Source organism: Pseudomonadota bacterium, assembly GCA_027620075.1.
In the GTDB taxonomy this organism is placed as follows: domain Bacteria; phylum Pseudomonadota; class Alphaproteobacteria; order Rickettsiales; family UBA6187; genus 1-14-0-20-39-49.
Map to the genome: position 1 here is coordinate 147,956 of JAQCEY010000003.1, position 18,825 is coordinate 166,780.

Sequence of the window (18,825 nt, forward strand, 5' to 3'; positions counted from 1 at the left end):
TAGGGTGAGGGGGAAACTTTCAAAATAATATAAAAAAGCGAAAGGAAAAAAATGAAACAACCAAACTATCAGGAACAAAAAATGTCAGTAAAGATAAAACGTGCGTTAATCTCGGTATCGGATAAAGCAGGCTTAGATGAACTTGCTCAATTTTTGAAACAGCATGGCGTAGAGATTCTTTCTACCGGAGGTACGGCAAAAAAACTGCGTGATGCAGGGCTGAATGTAAAAGATGTTTCAGAGCATACCGGCTTCCCTGAGATAATGGACGGACGTGTAAAAACCCTTCACCCTTCTATACATGGCGGTTTGCTTGCGGTTCTTGATAACAAAGAGCATGTAAAAGCCATGGAGGAAAACAACATAACCCCTATTGACCTTGTAATTGTTAATTTATACCCGTTTGAAGAAACCGTAGCACGTGGGGCGAGCTTTGAAGATGCTATTGAGAACATAGATATAGGCGGACCTTCAATGGTGCGTTCCGCTGCTAAAAACCATGCTTTTACTACTATCATAACCGACCATAATGACTATGCCGAATTAATTAATGAGATGAAAACAAACGACGGTGCAACATCAGATGTCTTCCGTCAGAGGATGGCGGCAAAGGCTTTTGCACGTACTGCCGCATATGATGCGGCAATCAGTACATGGTTTGCAAAGCAGCAAGGCGAACAATTCCCTCAAACATTTAATCTTACCGCATCTTTGAAACAACCTTTGCGTTATGGCGAGAATCCTCATCAGGGAGCCGCTTTTTATTCATATAATGATGGAACCGGCATAGCTGCCACAACTCAAATTCAAGGCAAGGAACTTAGCTACAACAACATCAATGATGCTGATGCGGCTTTGCAGTTGGTATCTGAATTTGATGAACCTGCCGCAGTTATTATCAAACATGCCAACCCGTGCGGAGTAGCTATCGGCGATAATATATTAGACGCATATAAAAAAGCATTGGCTTGCGATCCTGTCAGTGCCTTTGGCGGAATACTGGCATTCAACCGTAAACTGGAGGCGGAGATAGCAGACAATATTGCTAAAATGTTCGTTGAGGCAATCATAGCTCCCGACATATCCGATGAGGCAAAAGAGATATTATCCGCTAAAAAGAATGTAAGGATTCTTATTACAGGCAATAATAATAAGGTAAACAAATCTCTAACGGTAAAATCAGTTGTAGGCGGATTATTAGTTCAGGAAAGCGACTATGAACAAACTACAAAAGAAGACTTACAAGTTGTAACCGACAGAAAGCCGACTGATGACGAAATAAAAGAAATGCTGTTTGCGTTCAAAGTTTGTAAGCATGTTAAATCAAATGCAATAGTACTGGCAAGTAACAATGCCGGTATCGGCATAGGTGCAGGTCAGATGAGCCGTGTTGATTCTTCCAGAATTGCCGCCATAAAAGCAGGTGATTGCAAAGAAAACCCTAATCGTGCAAAAGGCTCGGTTTTAGCGTCCGATGCCTTCTTCCCGTTCGCAGACGGAGTTGAACAGGCAGCAAAAGCAGGAGTTACCGCAATAATACAACCGGGAGGCTCAATACGTGACGATGAAGTTATCGCAGAAGCCAACAAACATAACATTGCCATGGTATTTACGGGTAAAAGGCACTTCAGGCATTAGAAAACTAGTATAGTAAATTATTAGTCTAATGCTCGGCAGGGTCGCCGCCTTTTTTACGGTCGAAGAAATGCTGTGCCTTAATATGGCGTATAGTTCCTGTTTTAGAACGCATAACCACCGAATGCGTTGAAGCACCGCCTTTGAATCGTTGAACGCCGTCAAGCATTGAACCGCCGGTAACTCCTGTGGCAGCGAACATAACATTGCCCTTTGCCATCTCTTCCATAGTATATTTTCTGCTAAGGTCGCTCACGCCCATGCGTTTTGCTCTTTCACGCTGTTCGGAATCACTGAATATCAGCCTTCCCTGCATCTGCCCGCCGACGCATCTAAGAGCCGCAGCGGCAAGCACTCCCTCAGGCGCACCGCCTATTCCCATATACATATCAATCTGCGTGTCGTTAGTTGCGGTTGCTATAACACCTGCAACATCACCATCACCTATTAAGCGAACTCTGGCTCCTACTTCCCTTGTTTTAGCGATTATCTCCTCATGACGCTCACGGTCGAGTATGCATACTATCAAATCGGATATCTCGCATTTTTTAGCTTTTGCCAGACTTTTCAAATTGGATTCAACTGAATTATCCAAATCAACAACATGTTTGGGCAATCCGCTACCTACGGCTATCTTATCCATATATACGTCAGGTGCGTGCAAAAAGCCGTTTTTCTCCGCCATTGCGATAACTGCTAATGAGTTAGGACCTCCCGTAGCACAGATGGTAGTCCCCTCTAACGGGTCAAGTGCAATGTCGATTTCAGGCCCCTGACCGCTTCCGACTTTTTCGCCTATATATAGCATAGGGGCTTTATCACGCTCGCCCTCACCGATAACGACCGTACCGTCTATCGAAAGAGTATTAAGCGCTCTACGCATAGCATTAACCGCTGCCTGATCTGCGGCTTTTTCATCACCCAAGCCCATCCACTTATAAGAAGCAAGAGCGGCAGCTTCGGTAACACGCACCGCCTCCATGGCAAAATTACGGTCTAATGTCAGATCGTTATCATTTTCTTCTCTTCGCATTATGCTCACCATTTTTGTTCCTTTTTATTTATCGTTTACCCTTCTATACGTATAACGTTGGGTTTTTTAATTACACTATCCTGTTTTTCTATTTTTTCTACTGCTTTTATAATCGCCTTTTCGGAAGTCTTATGCGTAACGACAATTATATGTGCATGTTCGCCTTCTTTTGCCGATTTTTGCAAAATAGAATCTACCGATATCATTTCATCACGCAACACATCGGACACAGAAGCCAGAACACCCGACCTATCCTCGGCGGTAACCCTTATATAATATCTGCCGACATGTTCTAAAATACCTACAAATTCAGATTTGGCAAGCTTTTCAAACGGTGCATTAAACATATATGACGCTCTGCCCGATGCTATGTCGGCTATATCTGCCACCACTGCCGATGCAGTAGCTCCCTGACCCGCCCCCGGTCCTTGTAAAACAATTTTCCCTACAGCGTCACCTTCAATGAACACTGCATTATCAACACCTTCAACACTTGCTACCGGATAATTCTTCAAAACAAGACAAGGACACACCTTCTGACTAATGCCCTTATCGCTTTTAGAGCATATTCCCAGTAATTTTATCCTATAGCCCAGTTCTTTAGCATATTTTACATCAATTAGCGATACTTTCTCAATCCCTTCTATGTGAACATTATCGAAATCAACAGGAACTCCAAATGCCAGCGATGTAAGTATTGCCAGCTTATGAGCGGCATCTATACCGCCTACATCAAAGCTTGGGTCTGCCTCTGCGTATCCTAGTTCCTGAGCTTCTTTTAATATAACGTCAAAATCACGACCGGTATCTTTCATTGCAGTAAGCATGTAATTACACGTACCGTTTAAAATGCCCGATATTTTAGTTATCTCGTTCCCTGCAAGTCCTTCTTTTAAAGTTTTTATAACCGGTATGCCGCCTGCAACGGCAGCTTCAAACGCTACATAAACATTATTTTCCTCTGCGAGTAATGCTATCTCGTTTCCACGTTTTGCAATTAAAGCCTTGTTAGCGGTTACGAAGTTTTTGCCGTTTTTAATTGCTTTGATACACAAGTCATAGGCTACGCCCTCATCGCCGCCTATAAGCTCAACAACGGTATCTACATTTTCATCATCTGCGATATCACTTGCGTTATCATACCATTTTATACCGTCAAGATTTATCCCTCTATCTTTTTGGCTGCGGGCAGAAATCGCAACTATATTTATTTTTTTACCCGTACGTTGCTCCAATAACTCAGACCGGTTTTGCAATATCTTTACAACACCTACACCGACGGTGCCCAGACCTGCTATACCGACGTTCAAACTTATCTCAGACATACCGATTGCCTTTCTTATTTTTTAGTAATTTTAAAACAAGGCAAGAATATAGGGAATTTTTTGCCGGTTGTCACTATCGTAATTATTAAGATTAACAAGACTATTTATCAAAACGTCCGAAATATGTTTGAATATGCTCGGTTTTAGAAATATTCATTTATTAACCCGAATATCGTTTTAGAGATTATAAGGGGATCTTATATAGTTACAAGAAGATTCCCGACGTTACATCGGGAATGATATTAATATAATAAAATTATCAATGTACTTCCCGATAATGTTGTAAATCCTTTATCGCAAAGGGCTATAATAGACGAACGGCTATAAAGAACATACTCGCACTTTAGCTTTTATTAATGTCGGTCAGCATGTTTTTTACGGGTAGTTTATATTGCCGCTCTGAATGTTTTGATTGTAAATCAATATGTAAAATTAAATTGTGGATAATTAAATTTTATTGACTTGACCTAACCTTCCTATATGAACTATAAATTATATTAATACAGTGCATTTTCTACGTGCAGCTTCATTTTTTGAAGCTTTTTAAAAGTATTTTAGGTGGTTTTAATGTTTTCTATCAGAAGTTTATTGTTAAAAGTCGGTTTTTACTTCTTTATGCTACTTTCATTTACAAACATTGCCGTTGCAGGTGATGTTATAAACCTTACTATAGGTAAGAACGGGGCGGAAATAATAGATTTGCCGAGTGCAATGAGCCATGTACTGATAGCCGACAGGGAGGTTGCCGGAGTAGTTAAACATGCACCGAAAAAGGTTTCCGTAATAGGGCATGGGCTGGGACATACGAATATAAGATTTATGAACGGTAACCGTATCGTAAGGCAGGTGAATGTAACGGTTACTCAAGACCTGCTTTCTATAAAGCGTACGTTAAGCAACCTTTTCCCCGAGCAAAAAGTAGGGGTTGCCACGGTTAACGGCAGTGTTGCGTTAAAAGGAACCGTAAGTGATGCTCAGACTGCCGCACAAATAGTTAATGTAGTTAGAGAATATGTAGGTGATGAAAATAATGTCTTGAACCTTATGGGGTTAAGAAGCGGACAGCAGGTGATGCTTAGAGTAAGGGTAGGCGAAATTCGCCGTGATGTTTTGAAGAAGCTAGGGCTTGGCTTGCATGGTGTTATAACTTCAGGTTCCGCCGTACTTGGTGCTTTGGAAAGGGAAGGGGTGTTCAAAGTCCTTGCCGAGCCTACTTTGATAGCTATATCGGGTGAGACTGCCGATTTTCTGGCAGGCGGTGAAATACCCGTTCCTGTGATTCAGGCAGGTAATGTTATGTCGGTTGACTATAAGCCTGTGGGTGTAAGCGTGCAATTCACTCCGGTAGTGTTGTCTGAAAACCGTATAAGGCTTAGTGTCGCATCTGAGGTTTCTGAAGTTGATGCGAAAGTTGTAAGTGTAAACTCAATCTCCGTGCCTTCCATTTCAACAAGAAGGGCTAATACGACCGTTGAAATGGCATCGGGTGAGAGTTTTATGATAGCAGGGCTTATTGAGGACAGCAGTAAATCACATATACATAAGGTTCCGGGAGTGGGCGACCTTCCTATATTAAGTACATTATTCAGGAGTGTTGATTTTCAGCGCAATGAAACGGAACTGGTAATTGCGGTTACACCTTATCTTACAGACCCTGTAAGCGGTAATGATATTCGTCTTCCGACCGATAATTTTATACATAGGTCTAATATGGAAACGTTTTTCTTAGGCAGTATAGGTGTTCCGAAAAATACAGGGCGGAATGTAGGGCTGGAAGGCGGAGTCGGATATTTAATTGATTAGGGGTTATATGCGTTTATTTTTGTTGCTATCTTGTGTTTTATTTGTTTCATCTTGTGTTCGTCCTAGTGAACATACGGTCCAGGTTAAACCTGAAACGCTGTTAACAAGTAATATTGAGGACGTGACGTTCGCTATTACCGGTAGGGATTCTTTGGATTCAATGTTTGAGTGGGTGTTAGATGATAGACCGAGTGAAGCCGTGTTATATTGTGTAGGCGGTGATTCCCTATGTGTCGGTGCGGAAAAGATATTAAGCAACTTCTCGGTTCCGTACAGTATGAAAGTAACTAATAACAGGGAAAGTGCGGTATCTTTGAAATATAGCAGGCTGCTTACAAAGCAATGTCAAAGAGGAATCGGTTGTGCCATGTCGGCAAATTTCATAGGTGCTATAACTAACCGGTCAGACTTTACTAATCCCGCCCTTTCTGATTTTCAGGACGCACAAAAAGCCGTAGAGAACTATAATAATTATTATTATACAAGGTAATCCGAATCCGTATTTTTTATTCGGGAGTGTGATATATAGTGAATTCTAAATTCATTTACGTCATCGCCCGAGTTTTATTTAGAAAACTATAGGGCGATCTCGGTTAGATTACCCTATAATTGCCTTTGGCAATTCGGGTAATGATGTTTTTTATGAGAAATGAATTTAGAATTCACTATAGTTCAGTATGACAAGTCAGAGTATTTTTCATTCAGCCAATTCTTTTGAGCGACGAGTAGCCGCAGAGACGGTATTTTGAATGAGTTTTTGTAGTGAGCCGTCTTTAGAAAGTGCGTCAATACCGGCTTGCGTAGTTCCGTTAGGGCTGATTACCTGTTCTTTTAACTGTGTAACGCTATTATCGGAATTATTTGCCATTACGGCACTGCCTAAAACCGTGCTTATTGCAAGTTCGGTGGCGGTGTCTTGTGGTAATCCTTCTTTTATTCCGGCTTCTATCAGGCATTCTATAAAATGAAATACATAAGCAGGCCCGCTTCCGGCAAGACCTGTGGCAGCGTTCATTTGTGATTCGTTATCAAGCCATATAGCCATGCCCACCGATTCGAACAAGCTAGTTGTAATAGATTTTTGAGTTTCGTTTACAATATCGTTGGCACATATGGTAGTAGCACCGAGTTTTATAAGTGAAGGCAGATTAGGCATTGCTCTTACTATGGGAGTTTGTTTACCTAATTTATCTTCGAAAAACTTTATTGTCTTACCCGCCGCAACGGATATGAACAAAGTGTTGCCGTCGGTATATTTTTTATATTCTTCTAAAACATTGCCGATAATCTGAGGTTTTACGGCTAATAAAATTATTTCAGGCTTAAAATCATCAGGTATTTGTGAAGCTGAATTTACAAGATTTACACCGAAATCTGAACCTTTACCGCTTGGTGAAATTATAAGAGCCTGCGATTTGGATTCCAGATTAGGAAGTAGTCCGCCAAATAAAGCACTTCCCATTTTTCCGCAGCCTACAAGTATTATATTCTGACTTATCATTTGTTTTCTTTTAGTTTTTTTTCAAGAGCGGTAATTTTTTTTGAGAGTTTCTCTTGCTCAAGGCGAGCCTTTTGAGCCATTTGCCTTACTACTTCAAATTCTTCACGGCTAACAAGGTCGTGTTTTTTAAGTAGCTCGTCTACCTTTTCATGAACAGCATGGTCAAATTGTGACTTCATGTCGGCAAATGAGTTGAACGCCGTATCCATTGCGGAGCCTGCAAGTTTTGTAAAATCTTCAAAAAATTTGTTTTCTTTGTTCATTTCCTTTATTACTCTTTATAGTTATGAGTTTTCAGCTTATATAAACATAAAAAACAATCTTAATAAATAATAAAGTGATAGAATATCCACATATCGATCCGGTTATAATAGAAATAGGCTCACTTGCTATAAGGTGGTACTCCGTTGCATATGTGGTAGGAATCGTTATCGGTGCTTTATATGCCGACAGGCTTAACAAAAAACCGCCTGTGCAACAGAATCTTAAAGTATTCGATGATTTTATGGTATGGGCAATTATCGGTATAATTCTGGGCGGTCGTTTCGGGTATGTGCTTTTCTATAATTTTGAATATTATATTTCGCATATCGAAGAAGCTCTTAAAATATGGGCGGGGGGAATGTCGTTCCACGGAGGCTTTTTAGGTGTGGTTATCGCCACAATAATATTTTGTAGGAAGAATAAAGTTAATGTATGGGTGCTGTTTGACCTGCTTGCCTGTGCCGCACCTATAGGATTGTTCTTCGGAAGGATAGCAAATTTTATAAACGGGGAGCTATATGGGCGTGTGACCGATGCTCCGTGGGCTATGGTGTTCCCGACAGGCGGCAATCAGCCAAGGCACCCAAGCCAGCTTTATGAGGCATTCTTAGAAGGATTGCTATTGTTCATTATACTGTTTGTTATAGCAAACTACACAAAGTTAAAGCAATTTCCCGGAGTGCTGGCAGGAATATTTGTAGCAGGATACGCGGCTGCAAGGATAATAGTTGAGAATTATCGTGAGCCTGATGAGCATATAGGATTTTTATTCATGCAGATAACCACGGGACAGGCATTATCATTCCCTATGATGATTACGGGAATTATAATCATATTTTTTGCTATGAGGAAAAGGCGGGAGAAATAGGTGGTTCGATAAATATAGTTTTTGTTATGGGCGAAATTGTTTCAGTATGACATAGTATATTTGCATATGTATCGAAAAATTAAAAAAAACAGATGGATATAAAAACTATTATAAAAAACAGAGGTCACATATCCGTAAGTGAACTTATGAGTTATGCTTTGCCGATTTATTATGGCAGCCGGCAGCCTTTCGGAAAAGGAGGGGATTTTATAACCGCTCCTGAAATATCACAGGTGTTTGGCGAACTTATCGGGGCGTTCATAGCATATCAGTGGGTAAATATGGGAACTCCAAGCAGTGTTGCCCTCGTTGAGATGGGGCCGGGAAGGGGCATTTTGATGAAAGACCTTTTGCGTGGCACTAGGAACGTAAAAGGATTCCATGGGGCTATAGAGATACACATGGTGGAAAATAGCCATCAACTACAACAGATGCAAAAAGAAACCTTAGAAGGAATGCACGGCAATATTAAATGGCATGACAGCATAAATACAATACCACGAAAAAAATCGTTCTTTATAGCTAATGAATTTTTCGATGCTCTGCCTATTAACCAGTATGTAAAAACAAAAGAAAGGTGGTGCGAGAACTTAATATTTTTAGATAAAAACGAAAAATTAAGATTCGGGCTGTCGCCTGTTTGCGGTTTTTCAGAGGAATTTAATAAAAAGCACCCGTTTGCAAAGGAAGGCGACGTTTTGGAGGTCGGTCAAAGTTCGTTAGCAATCGTAAAAGACATAGCCAAACGTATAAAAGAGTTTGGCGGGGCAGGGGTTTTCATAGATTACGGCTATGATTATTACGGATATAAAGATACGTTGCAGGGTATGAAAAACCATAAATTCCATGACGTGCTGAAAAACATAGGTGAAGCGGATATAACGGCACATGTGGATTTTGTAGCGTTATCTGAGACGGTTAAAGAGCAGGGAATAAATGATTGCAGTATTGTTACCCAGCGTGAATTTTTGATGTCGTTAGGCATAGAAAAACGCCGTGAAATTCTGGTTGCCGGTGCGGCAAGTAAAAAACAGGCGAAAACGGTTAGTGATGGAGTTGAAAGGCTGATAGATGTGAAAAATATGGGAAACCTGTTTAAAGTTCTAGTTGCGGTTGAAGGAAAAACTTGATATCTAATTGTTTTTTATCCTGTTTTTTGCAGTTTTATTTTTAAATATATAAAAATTATTTATTTAATCGGAAATATGTGTATGATGTTCCTTTAGCAAACTTTCGTTGTTGTTATTAATGCTGAATTATTTATAATTATCAGGCTTAAAATATAAACAAACAATATGGAAAAATTGCTATTTTTATTGTGTATGCGGATTTTGGTTCGCTTAAATGTAGAATATCCGTTCTTGAGTAGGAATAAAAATAATTTCCGAAATGAGAATGTCCAAACTTTTTTATAAACATGTGTTCAGGGATGACATTTTTAGATAAATCAATTCTAGTAATAGAAAATATAATGGTTTCATTAAACTGTCGCTGTGAGCGAAAGCCTATGGAGTATTTAATAAATGCCAAAAAGAATTTTAGTAGACGCAACTCACGTAGAGGAAACTCGCGTTGTTGTGTTGGAAAACGGTCGTGTTACGGAGTATGATTCTGAAACATCGGTAAAAAAACAATTAAAAGGAAATATATATCTAGCAAAAATAACCAGAGTCGAACCTTCATTACAATCTGCCTTCGTAGAGTATGGAGGCGATAAGCACGGTTTTCTTCCTTTTTCCGAAATACACCCCGATTACTACGATATTCCTGTCGCAGATAAAAAAGCCCTGCTTGAGTCAATAAGAAGCGGTAACTCTAAAGACGATGAATCCGAAGAAGAAGATGAGTCTGTAAAAGATGCAAAATCAACCGGTTCTGGAAATGAAGGCGGCAATGAAGAATCTTCCGAATCGGAAGTTGATGTTGTTGCCGTAGAAGAAGAGCAGGAAATAAAAGACGAAAAAAAACAGGACGAGAACTTATACCGCAAATATAAGATTCAGGAAGTTATCAAGCGTAATAAGATAGTTCTTGTTCAGGTCGAAAAGGAAGAAAGGGGCAATAAAGGTGCTTCCCTTACTACTTTTATCTCACTTGCAGGGCGTTATTGCGTGTTAATGCCTAACTCACTAAGAAGAGGCGGCGTATCACGCAGAATAGAAAACCGTGATGATAGAAAACGCCTGAAGTCCGTACTTAAAAACCTTAACATACCTGTAGAAAAAGGACTGATAATCAGGACGGCAGGTGCTAAGCGAGCCGAGGACGAGTTAAGGGGTGATTATAATTATCTGGCAGGACTTTGGAACGGTATAATTGAAAAGACCAAGCAGTCAAACGCACCTGCATTCATTCATGCCGAAGGTGACATTATCAAGCGTACCATGCGTGACCTTTATAATGAAAAAATCGATGAGGTGCTGATAGAGGGAAAAGAAGCTTTTGAAACGGCTAAGGACTTTATTAAAGTTGTTATGTCGGGGCATGCCTCAAGAGTAAAGCAATATAAAAATAAAGTTCCCGTATTTACACGCTATAAGGTAGAAGAGCAGATAGCCGCACTTTATAATCCTGAGGTTCCGCTTGATTCGGGCGGTGCGTTGGTTATAAATCCGACCGAGGCACTTATATCTATTGATGTGAACTCAGGACGCTCGACCGGACAAAGGTCGGTTGAAGAAACGGCGGTATCTACCAATATCGAAGCGGCACGTGAAGTTGCAAGACAGCTTAGATTGCGTGACCTTTCGGGGCTTATAGTCATAGACTTTATCGATATGCTTGATCTTAGGAATAAGAAGACGGTAGAAAAAGTATTGCGTGACGCATTCGCAGATGACCGAGCTAGAATACAGATAGGAAGGATAAGTACGTTCGGACTGCTGGAAATGTCCCGTCAGAGAATGGCATCAAGCTTTCTGGAAGTAAACACTATGGTATGCCCTACCTGTGTAGGGGCGGGTGTGGTGAAAGCTACCGAGTCTAATGCCGTTACGGTTTTGAGAGCTGTTGAAAATGATGTCAGCAGGTCAAAATGCAAGGCAATAGGTGTTTATGTAACTCAGGACGTGGCACTTTATATACTTAACAACAAGAGAGAGCCTTTAAGCAAGATAGAAAATAAATATAATGTAAAAGTTTTCCTGAATGTTGATGATACGGCAGGTGCTAATAGTTTTTATATTGAGAAAATGAAAGGCTATGAAGATTCTGTTCCGGAGGCGGATACAAGACCTGTTAATAAACAGGAAAAACCTAAAAAGATTAGCGAGCCTCAAGAGGATAATAATGTAGAGCCGTTCCCTGAAAAAAAATCAAGACGTGAAACTAAACGTGAGGAAATACAGGAGAAAAAAGAAGCTCGTATTGTCGGTGCCGATAATATTTTTGAGGGCTTGTGGAAAAAGATAGTGGAGTAGTAGTTAGTTTTAGTGGTTGGTGTTAGTGTTAAGGGATAAAAACACTGACACTTAACACTATCACTTAACACTAAATAATAATGACAAAATTACAATCAACTAAATGCGGTTCTTTGAGCGGGGTTATTAAAGTACCCGGTGATAAGTCAATCTCTCACAGAAGTTTAATATTTGCATCACAGGCTATCGGCACTTCACGTATCTGCGGACTTTTGGAAGGTGAAGATGTTATAGCAACATCAAAAGCATTGCAGGCTATGGGTGTAGATATCAAAAAAGAACCAAATGGCGAATGGGTTGTAAAAGGTGTGGGTGTCGGCGGATTAACCAAGGCTGATAATGAACTTGATTTAGGTAACTCCGGAACAGGCGTAAGGCTGTTAATGGGACTTGTTGCTCCGTATAAGTTCAATACGGTATTTACCGGAGATGCAAGTTTAAAGAAAAGACCCATGTCCAGAGTTATGCAACCGCTAGAAAAAATGAATATCAGGTTTGAATGTAAAGCAGGTGGAAGGCTTCCCCTTACGGTTATCGGAAATGATGAAATCTTGCCGATAACATATAAGCTTCCCGTAGCTTCCGCACAGGTTAAGTCCGCTATATTACTTGCCGGTTTAAATTGCAGGGGTAAGACAACCGTTATTGAACCTGTACCTACTCGTGACCATACCGAGTTGATGCTAAAAGGGCTGGGAGCGGATATATCTACTAATGATAACGGCAATGGTGGACGAGAGATAACTTTGACGGGATACCCTGAATTAAAGGCTATGGATTTTGATGTGCCGGGCGATCCTTCGTCCGCCGCATTTGCGGTAGTGGCCGCACTGATAGTGCCCGATTCTGAAATAATGATAGAGAATGTTTGTATTAATCCCCTTAGGACGGGGCTGTATGATACGCTAATTGAAATGGGTGGTGATATAAAATTCCTGAATAAAAGGATTCAAGCTGGTGAAAAGGTTGCAGACCTTCAGGTGAAATATAGTAGGTTAAAAGGTGTGAAAGTCCCTGCATCACGTGCGGCTTCCATGATTGACGAATACCCGATACTGGCAGTAGCCGCTGCGGTTGCCGATGGTGATACTTTAATGGAAGGTTTGGAAGAACTGCGTGTTAAGGAAAGTGATAGATTGCAAGCGGTGTCGGACGGTCTACAAGCTTGCGGAGTCAAATTTGAAGCCGGAAATGATTGGTTAAAGGTAACGGGAGGCGATGTTAAAGGCGGAGGAATGGTTGAAACACACCTTGATCACCGTATCGCTATGTCATTCCTTATACTTGGAATGGTCGCAAAAGAACCTATTGCCGTAGATGACGGCACTATGATAAACACAAGCTTTCCTAAGTTTTCCCGACTTGTTAATTCTGTAGGCGGAAAAATAACCGTGTGAACTGTTTAAAAATAGCTTTTTAAACAGATTTATAATGTTTTTTTGTGAGAAATGCTCTATACGTATTACTTTATCCGCATTTTTTATTCATGATTTTATCGTGGTTTGTGTTTATAAAAAAGAACATAAGGATTTTCCTCGGTTTTAAACATAATGCTATTTTAAATTAAAGAGCAAGGTTTTAATGAGAGCAGCGTATATATACATAGTTATTTTGTTGGAAGGGTATGTAGTTCTGTCTACCGAATTGGTCGCTATACGTCAGCTTATACCTTTTGTCGGAAGCGGTACGGAAACTATGGCAATCGTTATAGCCGCCGTATTGATGCCGTTATCCTTCGGATATTATGTAGGCGGGAACTACCGTGCGAAATACGGACGGAAAAAATTAATCACCATCAGAAACAAGTTAATAAAAAACGTTATTAGTGCTTCGGTAATACTTGTATTCGGTCTTTCATACATACTGCTTGAGATATATTTCGGTATCTTTGATAATTATAATATCTCGCACAGGGTTGCACAGGCAACTATTTTCTCATTACTGTTTATTGTCTATCCGGTTTACCTGCTTGGTCAGACCGCTCCTTTGGTCAGTAACTATTTCAGGGGTAGCCACTTATCAAAAGCAACGGGAACTATATTAATGTTTTCAACAATAGGGTCGTTCTTAGGTGCTATTTTGTCAACGCTTGTGCTAATGGGTGCTATAGGAGTGCATAACGTAATTATCGTCAACATAGTATTGTTACTTATTGTAGTTGTGATACTAAGTAAAAAACTGTTTAGTATGAATAACGTTCTTATGGTTGTTATCACGTTTATCGCCTTTGGTCTGAACGGTAGCCATATAATGGAAGGTCTTGATGTGGTTGAGGATAATAATTACAATATAGTTAGGATAGAAAACGGTGAAGAGGACGGTACTAAAGTTCTGATAGTCAACAGAAGCCCTGCCGCAAAATATTCCGCAGATCCGGAGCTTAGATTCGGATATATAAGATATGTTGAAGAAAGATTCGTTAATCCTATAGCAAATCAAGACGGGGTATCCGATAAGCCTAAATCTATACTTGTAATAGGTGCCGGCGGGTTTACATTCGGTCAAGATGACTCTTTTAATAATTATACATTCGTCGATATCGATGCTACATTAAAAGAAGTTTCTGAAAAATATTTATTTAAATCCGAACTTAAAGATAACCATAAATTTGTTGCGATGCCTGCAAGAGGGTTCTTTAACCAAACAGATGAAAAATATGATCTTATATTCCTTGATGCGTTTACTAACGTAATTTCAACTCCTTTCCAGTTGATAACTAAAGAGTTCTTTGAGCAGGTCAAAGAACATCTGAATGAAGACGGTATAGTTTTGTTCAATGTTATAACCAGTCCGAATTTTAACGATAAGTTCAGCGTTAAGCTGGACAGAACTTTCAGGCAGGTGTTTTCCCCTGCTAATCGTCAGGTTTTGCGTTTATATGACGGTTGGACGGGGTCGGATTCGGATGAGAACGTTAACACGAATGTTGTATATTCTTATCATAACAGGAATTACACAAAAGGTAACTATACCGATAATATTAATACCTATTACTTGGATAGATGAATAAATAATTGAAGTTTTATGATTATAGCAATAGATGGACCGGCCGCGTCCGGAAAGGGGACGTTAGCCAAAAAACTGGCAGAACATTTTGGTTTAAATTATCTGGATACCGGAAGTATATACCGTGCCTTGGGCTATAAGATACTGGAAGCCGGGGGCTGTCCGGAAGATAAGAAGCTTGCTGTTGAAATGGCTAAGAACATAACGTCGGAAGAACTTAATAATCCGCATTTATATGATGAAGGAATCGGACGTGCAGCCTCGGTTGTTGCGGTAATTCCGGAAGTGAGGGACGCTTTGTTCAGGTTTCAAAGGGACTTTTCAAAAAGCCCTAAAGGGGCGGTTCTGGACGGCAGGGATATAGGTACGGTTATCTGTCCTGATGCCGATTTGAAGTTTTTTATTACCGCCGATATAGAGGTAAGAGCGATGCGGCGATTTAAACAGTTGCAAAACAACGGAGTTTCGGTTATATATCAGTCCGTGTTAGATGACCTTAGGCGACGTGACGAACGTGACAGTGGAAGAGCCGTAGCACCTTTGGCTATTGCCGAAGATGCCGTGCAGGTAGATACTACGGACATGGAAGTGTCTGAAGTTTTTGAAGAAATTGTCGCTGTAGTTGCCGGTGCAAGACGTGATTTCGCTAAGATAAACAACTAAAATATCGATTTTAAATTGTTTATTTCTAAATGGAATTTGGCAATGCCTTTAATGTTTTAATCTTACACACTAACCGCTTTGGTGAATATCGGTATTCATTCAAGGCATTTTTTTAACTTTTTTATTTAAATTAATTAATCATGACAAAAAATAATACTGTAAAGAAAAGTGAAGAATTTACAACAAGCGAGAGTTTTGCCGATCTTTTTGAACAATCCGTAAAAGAAGAAAAAGTAGAAGGTACTGTTGTACAGGGTACTGTTGTTGCTATTGAAAATGATATTGCTATAATTGATATAGGTCTGAAAACAGAAGGGCGCGTTTCTATTCGTGAATTTGAAATAGAAGAAGGGCAAGCCGATGTTAAAGTCGGCGATCAGGTAGAGGTTTACCTTGAAAGAATCGAAAGTGTAAGCAGCGGAGGTTCTATAGTTAGCCGTGAAAAAGCCGTAAGACAAAAAGCATGGGAAACATTAGAGAGTACATGTAAAGACGGTGATATTATCGAAGGGACTATATTCGGACGTGTTAAAGGCGGGTTCACGGTTGATATAAAAGGTGTTATCGCATTCTTACCGGGAAGTCAGGTCGATATACGTCCGGTAAAAGACATAACTCCGTTGATGAACATAAAGCAGCCTTTCCAGATATTGAAAATGGATACTAAGCAAGGGAACATAGTAGTTTCACGCCGTGCCATCTTAGAAGAGTCACGTGAAGAAGAGCGTTCGGAAATGCTTTCTCAGATTGAGGAAGGCGTACAGCTTGAAGGTGTTGTTAAAAATATCACCGATTACGGTGCTTTCGTTGATTTGGGAAGTGTTGACGGACTATTGCACGTTACCGATATTTCATGGAGCAGAATAAGCCACCCTTCGGAAGTTCTTTCTTTAGGACAGAAAATCAAAGTAAAAGTTATTAAGTTCAATCAGGATACGAAAAGAATTTCATTAGGTATGAAACAGCTTGAAGGAAACCCTTGGGCAGGAGTTGCTACCAGATTTCCTAAAGGGAAGCAATTCAAAGGTGTTGTTACTAACATTACCGATTACGGTGCTTTCGTTGAGATAGAAGAGGGTATTGAAGGTCTTGTACACGTTTCCGAGATTAGCTGGACAAAAAGCAATGCACATCCGGGCAAGCGTCTGTCGGTAGGTCAGGAAGTTCAGATCATGATACTTGATATTGATGAAGAAAAACATCGTATTAGCCTCGGCATTAAACAATGTGAGGATAACCCTTGGACGGCGTTCAGTGAAAAATATCCGGTCGGAAAAATCATTGAAGGTGAGATTAAGAACACGGTTGATTTCGGTCTGTTCATCGGATTGGAAGGCGATGTTGACGGTCTTATCCATTTATCGGATATCACTTGGAATGATAATGCCGAAGAATCATTAAAGCAATATAAGGTAGGTCAGGTTGTTAAGGTTAAGGTTCTTGGTGTTGAGCCGGAAAAAGAGCGTATCAGCCTAGGCATAAAACAACTTAGCGACGACCCTAGAGCTTCAGCCGTTAATGACATCGGCAAAGGTTCACGTGTAACCTGCGTTGTGTCCGATGTTAAAGATGAAGGTATAGAGGTTACTATAAATGATGCCTTAAAAACGTTCATAAAAAGAAGCGATCTTGCTCGTGATCGTATCGAACAAAGAAGCGATAGATTCGCAGTCGGTGATAAAGTCGATGCAAAAGTTGTGTCGGTAGATAAAAATTCCGGCTCGGTTTCAGTTTCTATAAAAGCTTTGGAAGTTGAAGAGCAAAAAGATGCTATTGCAGCTTATGGCTCTGCCGATAGCGGTGCAAGTCTCGGTGATATTTTGGGAGCTGCTTTGGAAAACAGCAATTCCTCAAAATCGGAAGACAAGTAGTATTAAATAATTGTAACTTGTAAACTACGCCTTTATAGGTGTAGTTTACAGTTGCTTAGGTTTTTATTTTTAAGTTGGGTTTTGTTTATTATGTCCTTATCAGCCGATACACTCCTTGACCGGATTAGAATGAAAGGCGAAATAAAAAAATGGCGTAATTTAACCATAATATTTGCCGTATTATGGGCTATAGGACTTATGGTGAGAGTGTTCGATCTTAATAATTTAAAGAAAGAATATATCGCTAGTGTTGATATAAAAGGTATTATAAGTCAAAGTCACGGACGTGATAAAAAGCTGGAATTTTTAAAAGACGATGAAAGGGTTCAGGCAGTCATAGTACATATAAACAGTCCCGGGGGAACTATGGTCGGCGGTGAGCATTTATATAACTCGCTTAGGGAGATAGCCGAGAAAAAACCTGTGGTGGCGGTTATGGGAACGGTTGCTGCTTCTGCCGGATATATGACGGCGATAGCTGCCGATAAAATATTTGCAAGTGAAGGCACTATGACCGGATCTATCGGTGTTATGATACAAGCGGCAGAGGTTACGGAGCTTGCCGATAAAATGGGAATTAATTTTATTACCGTTAAATCTTCGGATTTGAAAGGAACTCCGAGCTTTACCGAAAAAATGACTCCTAAGGCTAAAAAAGTCGTCCAAGACGGCATTGATGACGGTTATGATTATTTTACCGATCTTGTGGTGCAAAGAAGGTCTCTTAGTAAAGAAGAGGTATTAAAGCTTGCTGACGGTCGTATATATACCGGAAGGCAGGCTGTAAAAAACAAGCTGATCGATGCAATCGGTAAAGAAAGCGATGCGATAAAATGGCTGGAAGAGGAAAAAAATATAGAAGAGGGATTGAAGGTAAAGAATGTTTCAATAAAGGATAAAGACTCGATGTTTGATATGCTGCTTAACGGTTCTTTAGGTTTTGATAATCCGTATTTATCGCAGCTATTTCCGTCAAGTGGTTTTGTGGCGATGTGGAAGCCATAGCTTTATATAAAAAAATCAATAATTACTTTTACAATTATTATATGTCGTATATTAATATGCCGAAGGTAATAGAATTAACAAATAATTAATAAATTGTGGAGATGCGAAAGTGACTAAATCAGAATTAATTAGAAAAATTTCTCAACGTTTTCCTAATATGTTCTTAAAGGACATTCAGATTGTTGTAGATACTATATTTGATGAAATATCAGATGCACTGGTTGAAGAAAAGAGGGTTGAACTAAGAGGGTTCGGTGCATTTACTATAAGAAAAAGACAGGCAAGAAAAGCAAGAAACCCAAGGACTAACGAACTTGTTGATTTGGGAGAGAGAGCCGCTTTATATTTTAGGGCCGGTAAAGAGTTAAATGCACGCTTGAATAAAAACGATTAGTATATTATTAGTTATATAATAAAGCTTATAACCTGATA

Annotated in this window: 16 protein-coding genes; 12 read left to right on the plus strand and 4 right to left on the minus strand. The window is 39.9% G+C overall.

All coding sequences use genetic code 11. The features are described 5' to 3' along the window. The first annotated feature begins 51 nt into the window (after positions 1-51). Positions 52-1,638, plus strand: a complete 1,587-nt coding sequence (gene purH, locus O2942_06250) for a bifunctional phosphoribosylaminoimidazolecarboxamide formyltransferase/IMP cyclohydrolase (GenBank protein ID MDA0781850.1) — start codon at positions 52-54, stop codon at positions 1,636-1,638. Between the two features lie 25 nt (positions 1,639-1,663). Here the strand turns inward: purH and glpX are convergent, their stop codons facing one another. Both glpX and O2942_06260 read right to left on the minus strand, forming a co-directional pair. Further along, positions 1,664-2,668: a class II fructose-bisphosphatase gene (glpX, locus tag O2942_06255; GenBank protein ID MDA0781851.1), complete on the minus strand. Its 1,005-nt coding sequence runs from the start codon at positions 2,666-2,668 to the stop codon at positions 1,664-1,666. A gap of 35 nt (positions 2,669-2,703) precedes the next feature. Continuing rightward, positions 2,704-3,993, minus strand: a complete 1,290-nt coding sequence (locus O2942_06260) for a homoserine dehydrogenase (GenBank protein ID MDA0781852.1) — start codon at positions 3,991-3,993, stop codon at positions 2,704-2,706. A gap of 567 nt (positions 3,994-4,560) precedes the next feature. Here O2942_06260 and O2942_06265 point away from each other — a divergent pair. Beyond that, positions 4,561-5,796, plus strand: a complete 1,236-nt coding sequence (locus O2942_06265; protein MDA0781853.1) for a type II and III secretion system protein family protein — start codon at positions 4,561-4,563, stop codon at positions 5,794-5,796. A gap of 7 nt (positions 5,797-5,803) precedes the next feature. Beyond that, positions 5,804-6,286, plus strand: coding sequence for a hypothetical protein (locus tag O2942_06270; protein MDA0781854.1), 483 nt, complete (start codon positions 5,804-5,806; stop codon positions 6,284-6,286). Between the two features lie 207 nt (positions 6,287-6,493). On the opposite strand, the gene proC is transcribed toward O2942_06270, so the two are convergent. Next, positions 6,494-7,297 (minus strand): pyrroline-5-carboxylate reductase, encoded by an 804-nt coding sequence (gene proC / locus O2942_06275; GenBank protein MDA0781855.1) that lies wholly within the window; start codon positions 7,295-7,297, stop codon positions 6,494-6,496. After that, positions 7,294-7,560, minus strand: a complete 267-nt coding sequence (locus O2942_06280; protein ID MDA0781856.1) for an accessory factor UbiK family protein — start codon at positions 7,558-7,560, stop codon at positions 7,294-7,296. Before O2942_06280 ends, proC begins: the two co-directional genes overlap by 4 nt. A 74-nt stretch (positions 7,561-7,634) precedes the next feature. Here O2942_06280 and lgt point away from each other — a divergent pair, with 74 nt between their 5' ends. The 9 genes from lgt to O2942_06325 all read left to right on the plus strand — a co-directional run bounded on the left by lgt (position 7,635) and on the right by O2942_06325 (position 18,787). Beyond that, the gene (lgt, locus tag O2942_06285) at positions 7,635-8,429 is read left to right on the plus strand and encodes a prolipoprotein diacylglyceryl transferase (GenBank protein MDA0781857.1); all 795 of its coding nucleotides are present in this window, start codon (positions 7,635-7,637) and stop codon (positions 8,427-8,429) included. A 92-nt stretch (positions 8,430-8,521) separates the two neighbouring features. Further along, a complete protein-coding gene (locus O2942_06290; GenBank protein ID MDA0781858.1) occupies positions 8,522-9,559 on the plus strand; it encodes an SAM-dependent methyltransferase in 1,038 nt (345 codons plus the stop codon). A gap of 393 nt (positions 9,560-9,952) precedes the next feature. After that, positions 9,953-11,848, plus strand: a complete 1,896-nt coding sequence (locus O2942_06295) for an Rne/Rng family ribonuclease (GenBank protein ID MDA0781859.1) — start codon at positions 9,953-9,955, stop codon at positions 11,846-11,848. A gap of 80 nt (positions 11,849-11,928) precedes the next feature. Continuing rightward, the gene (aroA, locus tag O2942_06300; protein ID MDA0781860.1) at positions 11,929-13,245 is read left to right on the plus strand and encodes a 3-phosphoshikimate 1-carboxyvinyltransferase; all 1,317 of its coding nucleotides are present in this window, start codon (positions 11,929-11,931) and stop codon (positions 13,243-13,245) included. A 184-nt stretch (positions 13,246-13,429) separates the two neighbouring features. Further along, the gene (locus tag O2942_06305) at positions 13,430-14,854 is read left to right on the plus strand and encodes a fused MFS/spermidine synthase (GenBank protein MDA0781861.1); all 1,425 of its coding nucleotides are present in this window, start codon (positions 13,430-13,432) and stop codon (positions 14,852-14,854) included. A gap of 18 nt (positions 14,855-14,872) precedes the next feature. Further along, positions 14,873-15,517 (plus strand): (d)CMP kinase, encoded by a 645-nt coding sequence (gene cmk, locus O2942_06310; GenBank protein ID MDA0781862.1) that lies wholly within the window; start codon positions 14,873-14,875, stop codon positions 15,515-15,517. 140 nt (positions 15,518-15,657) lie between these two features. Next, positions 15,658-17,388: a 30S ribosomal protein S1 gene (locus O2942_06315; protein MDA0781863.1), complete on the plus strand. Its 1,731-nt coding sequence runs from the start codon at positions 15,658-15,660 to the stop codon at positions 17,386-17,388. A gap of 90 nt (positions 17,389-17,478) precedes the next feature. Beyond that, positions 17,479-18,393, plus strand: a complete 915-nt coding sequence (gene sppA, locus O2942_06320; GenBank protein MDA0781864.1) for a signal peptide peptidase SppA — start codon at positions 17,479-17,481, stop codon at positions 18,391-18,393. A gap of 109 nt (positions 18,394-18,502) precedes the next feature. Continuing rightward, positions 18,503-18,787 carry an integration host factor subunit beta gene (locus O2942_06325; protein MDA0781865.1) on the plus strand — a complete coding sequence of 95 codons (285 nt, stop codon included), beginning with the start codon at positions 18,503-18,505 and terminating at the stop codon, positions 18,785-18,787. Positions 18,788-18,825 lie beyond the last annotated feature (38 nt).

Excerpts from the sequence above, each read along its gene's own strand:
- purH (MDA0781850.1), top strand. The coding sequence starts at position 52 with ATGAAACAACCAAACTATCAGGAACAAAAAATGTCAGTAAAGATAAAA.
- glpX (MDA0781851.1), bottom strand. The coding sequence starts at position 2,668 with ATGCGAAGAGAAGAAAATGATAACGATCTGACATTAGACCGTAATTTT.
- O2942_06260 (MDA0781852.1), bottom strand. The coding sequence starts at position 3,993 with ATGTCTGAGATAAGTTTGAACGTCGGTATAGCAGGTCTGGGCACCGTC.
- O2942_06265 (MDA0781853.1), top strand. The coding sequence starts at position 4,561 with ATGTTTTCTATCAGAAGTTTATTGTTAAAAGTCGGTTTTTACTTCTTT.
- O2942_06270 (MDA0781854.1), top strand. The coding sequence starts at position 5,804 with ATGCGTTTATTTTTGTTGCTATCTTGTGTTTTATTTGTTTCATCTTGT.
- proC (MDA0781855.1), bottom strand. The coding sequence starts at position 7,297 with ATGATAAGTCAGAATATAATACTTGTAGGCTGCGGAAAAATGGGAAGT.
- O2942_06280 (MDA0781856.1), bottom strand. The coding sequence starts at position 7,560 with ATGAACAAAGAAAACAAATTTTTTGAAGATTTTACAAAACTTGCAGGC.
- O2942_06290 (MDA0781858.1), top strand. The coding sequence starts at position 8,522 with ATGGATATAAAAACTATTATAAAAAACAGAGGTCACATATCCGTAAGT.
- O2942_06295 (MDA0781859.1), top strand. The coding sequence starts at position 9,953 with ATGCCAAAAAGAATTTTAGTAGACGCAACTCACGTAGAGGAAACTCGC.
- aroA (MDA0781860.1), top strand. The coding sequence starts at position 11,929 with ATGACAAAATTACAATCAACTAAATGCGGTTCTTTGAGCGGGGTTATT.
- O2942_06305 (MDA0781861.1), top strand. The coding sequence starts at position 13,430 with ATGAGAGCAGCGTATATATACATAGTTATTTTGTTGGAAGGGTATGTA.
- cmk (MDA0781862.1), top strand. The coding sequence starts at position 14,873 with ATGATTATAGCAATAGATGGACCGGCCGCGTCCGGAAAGGGGACGTTA.
- O2942_06315 (MDA0781863.1), top strand. The coding sequence starts at position 15,658 with ATGACAAAAAATAATACTGTAAAGAAAAGTGAAGAATTTACAACAAGC.
- sppA (MDA0781864.1), top strand. The coding sequence starts at position 17,479 with ATGTCCTTATCAGCCGATACACTCCTTGACCGGATTAGAATGAAAGGC.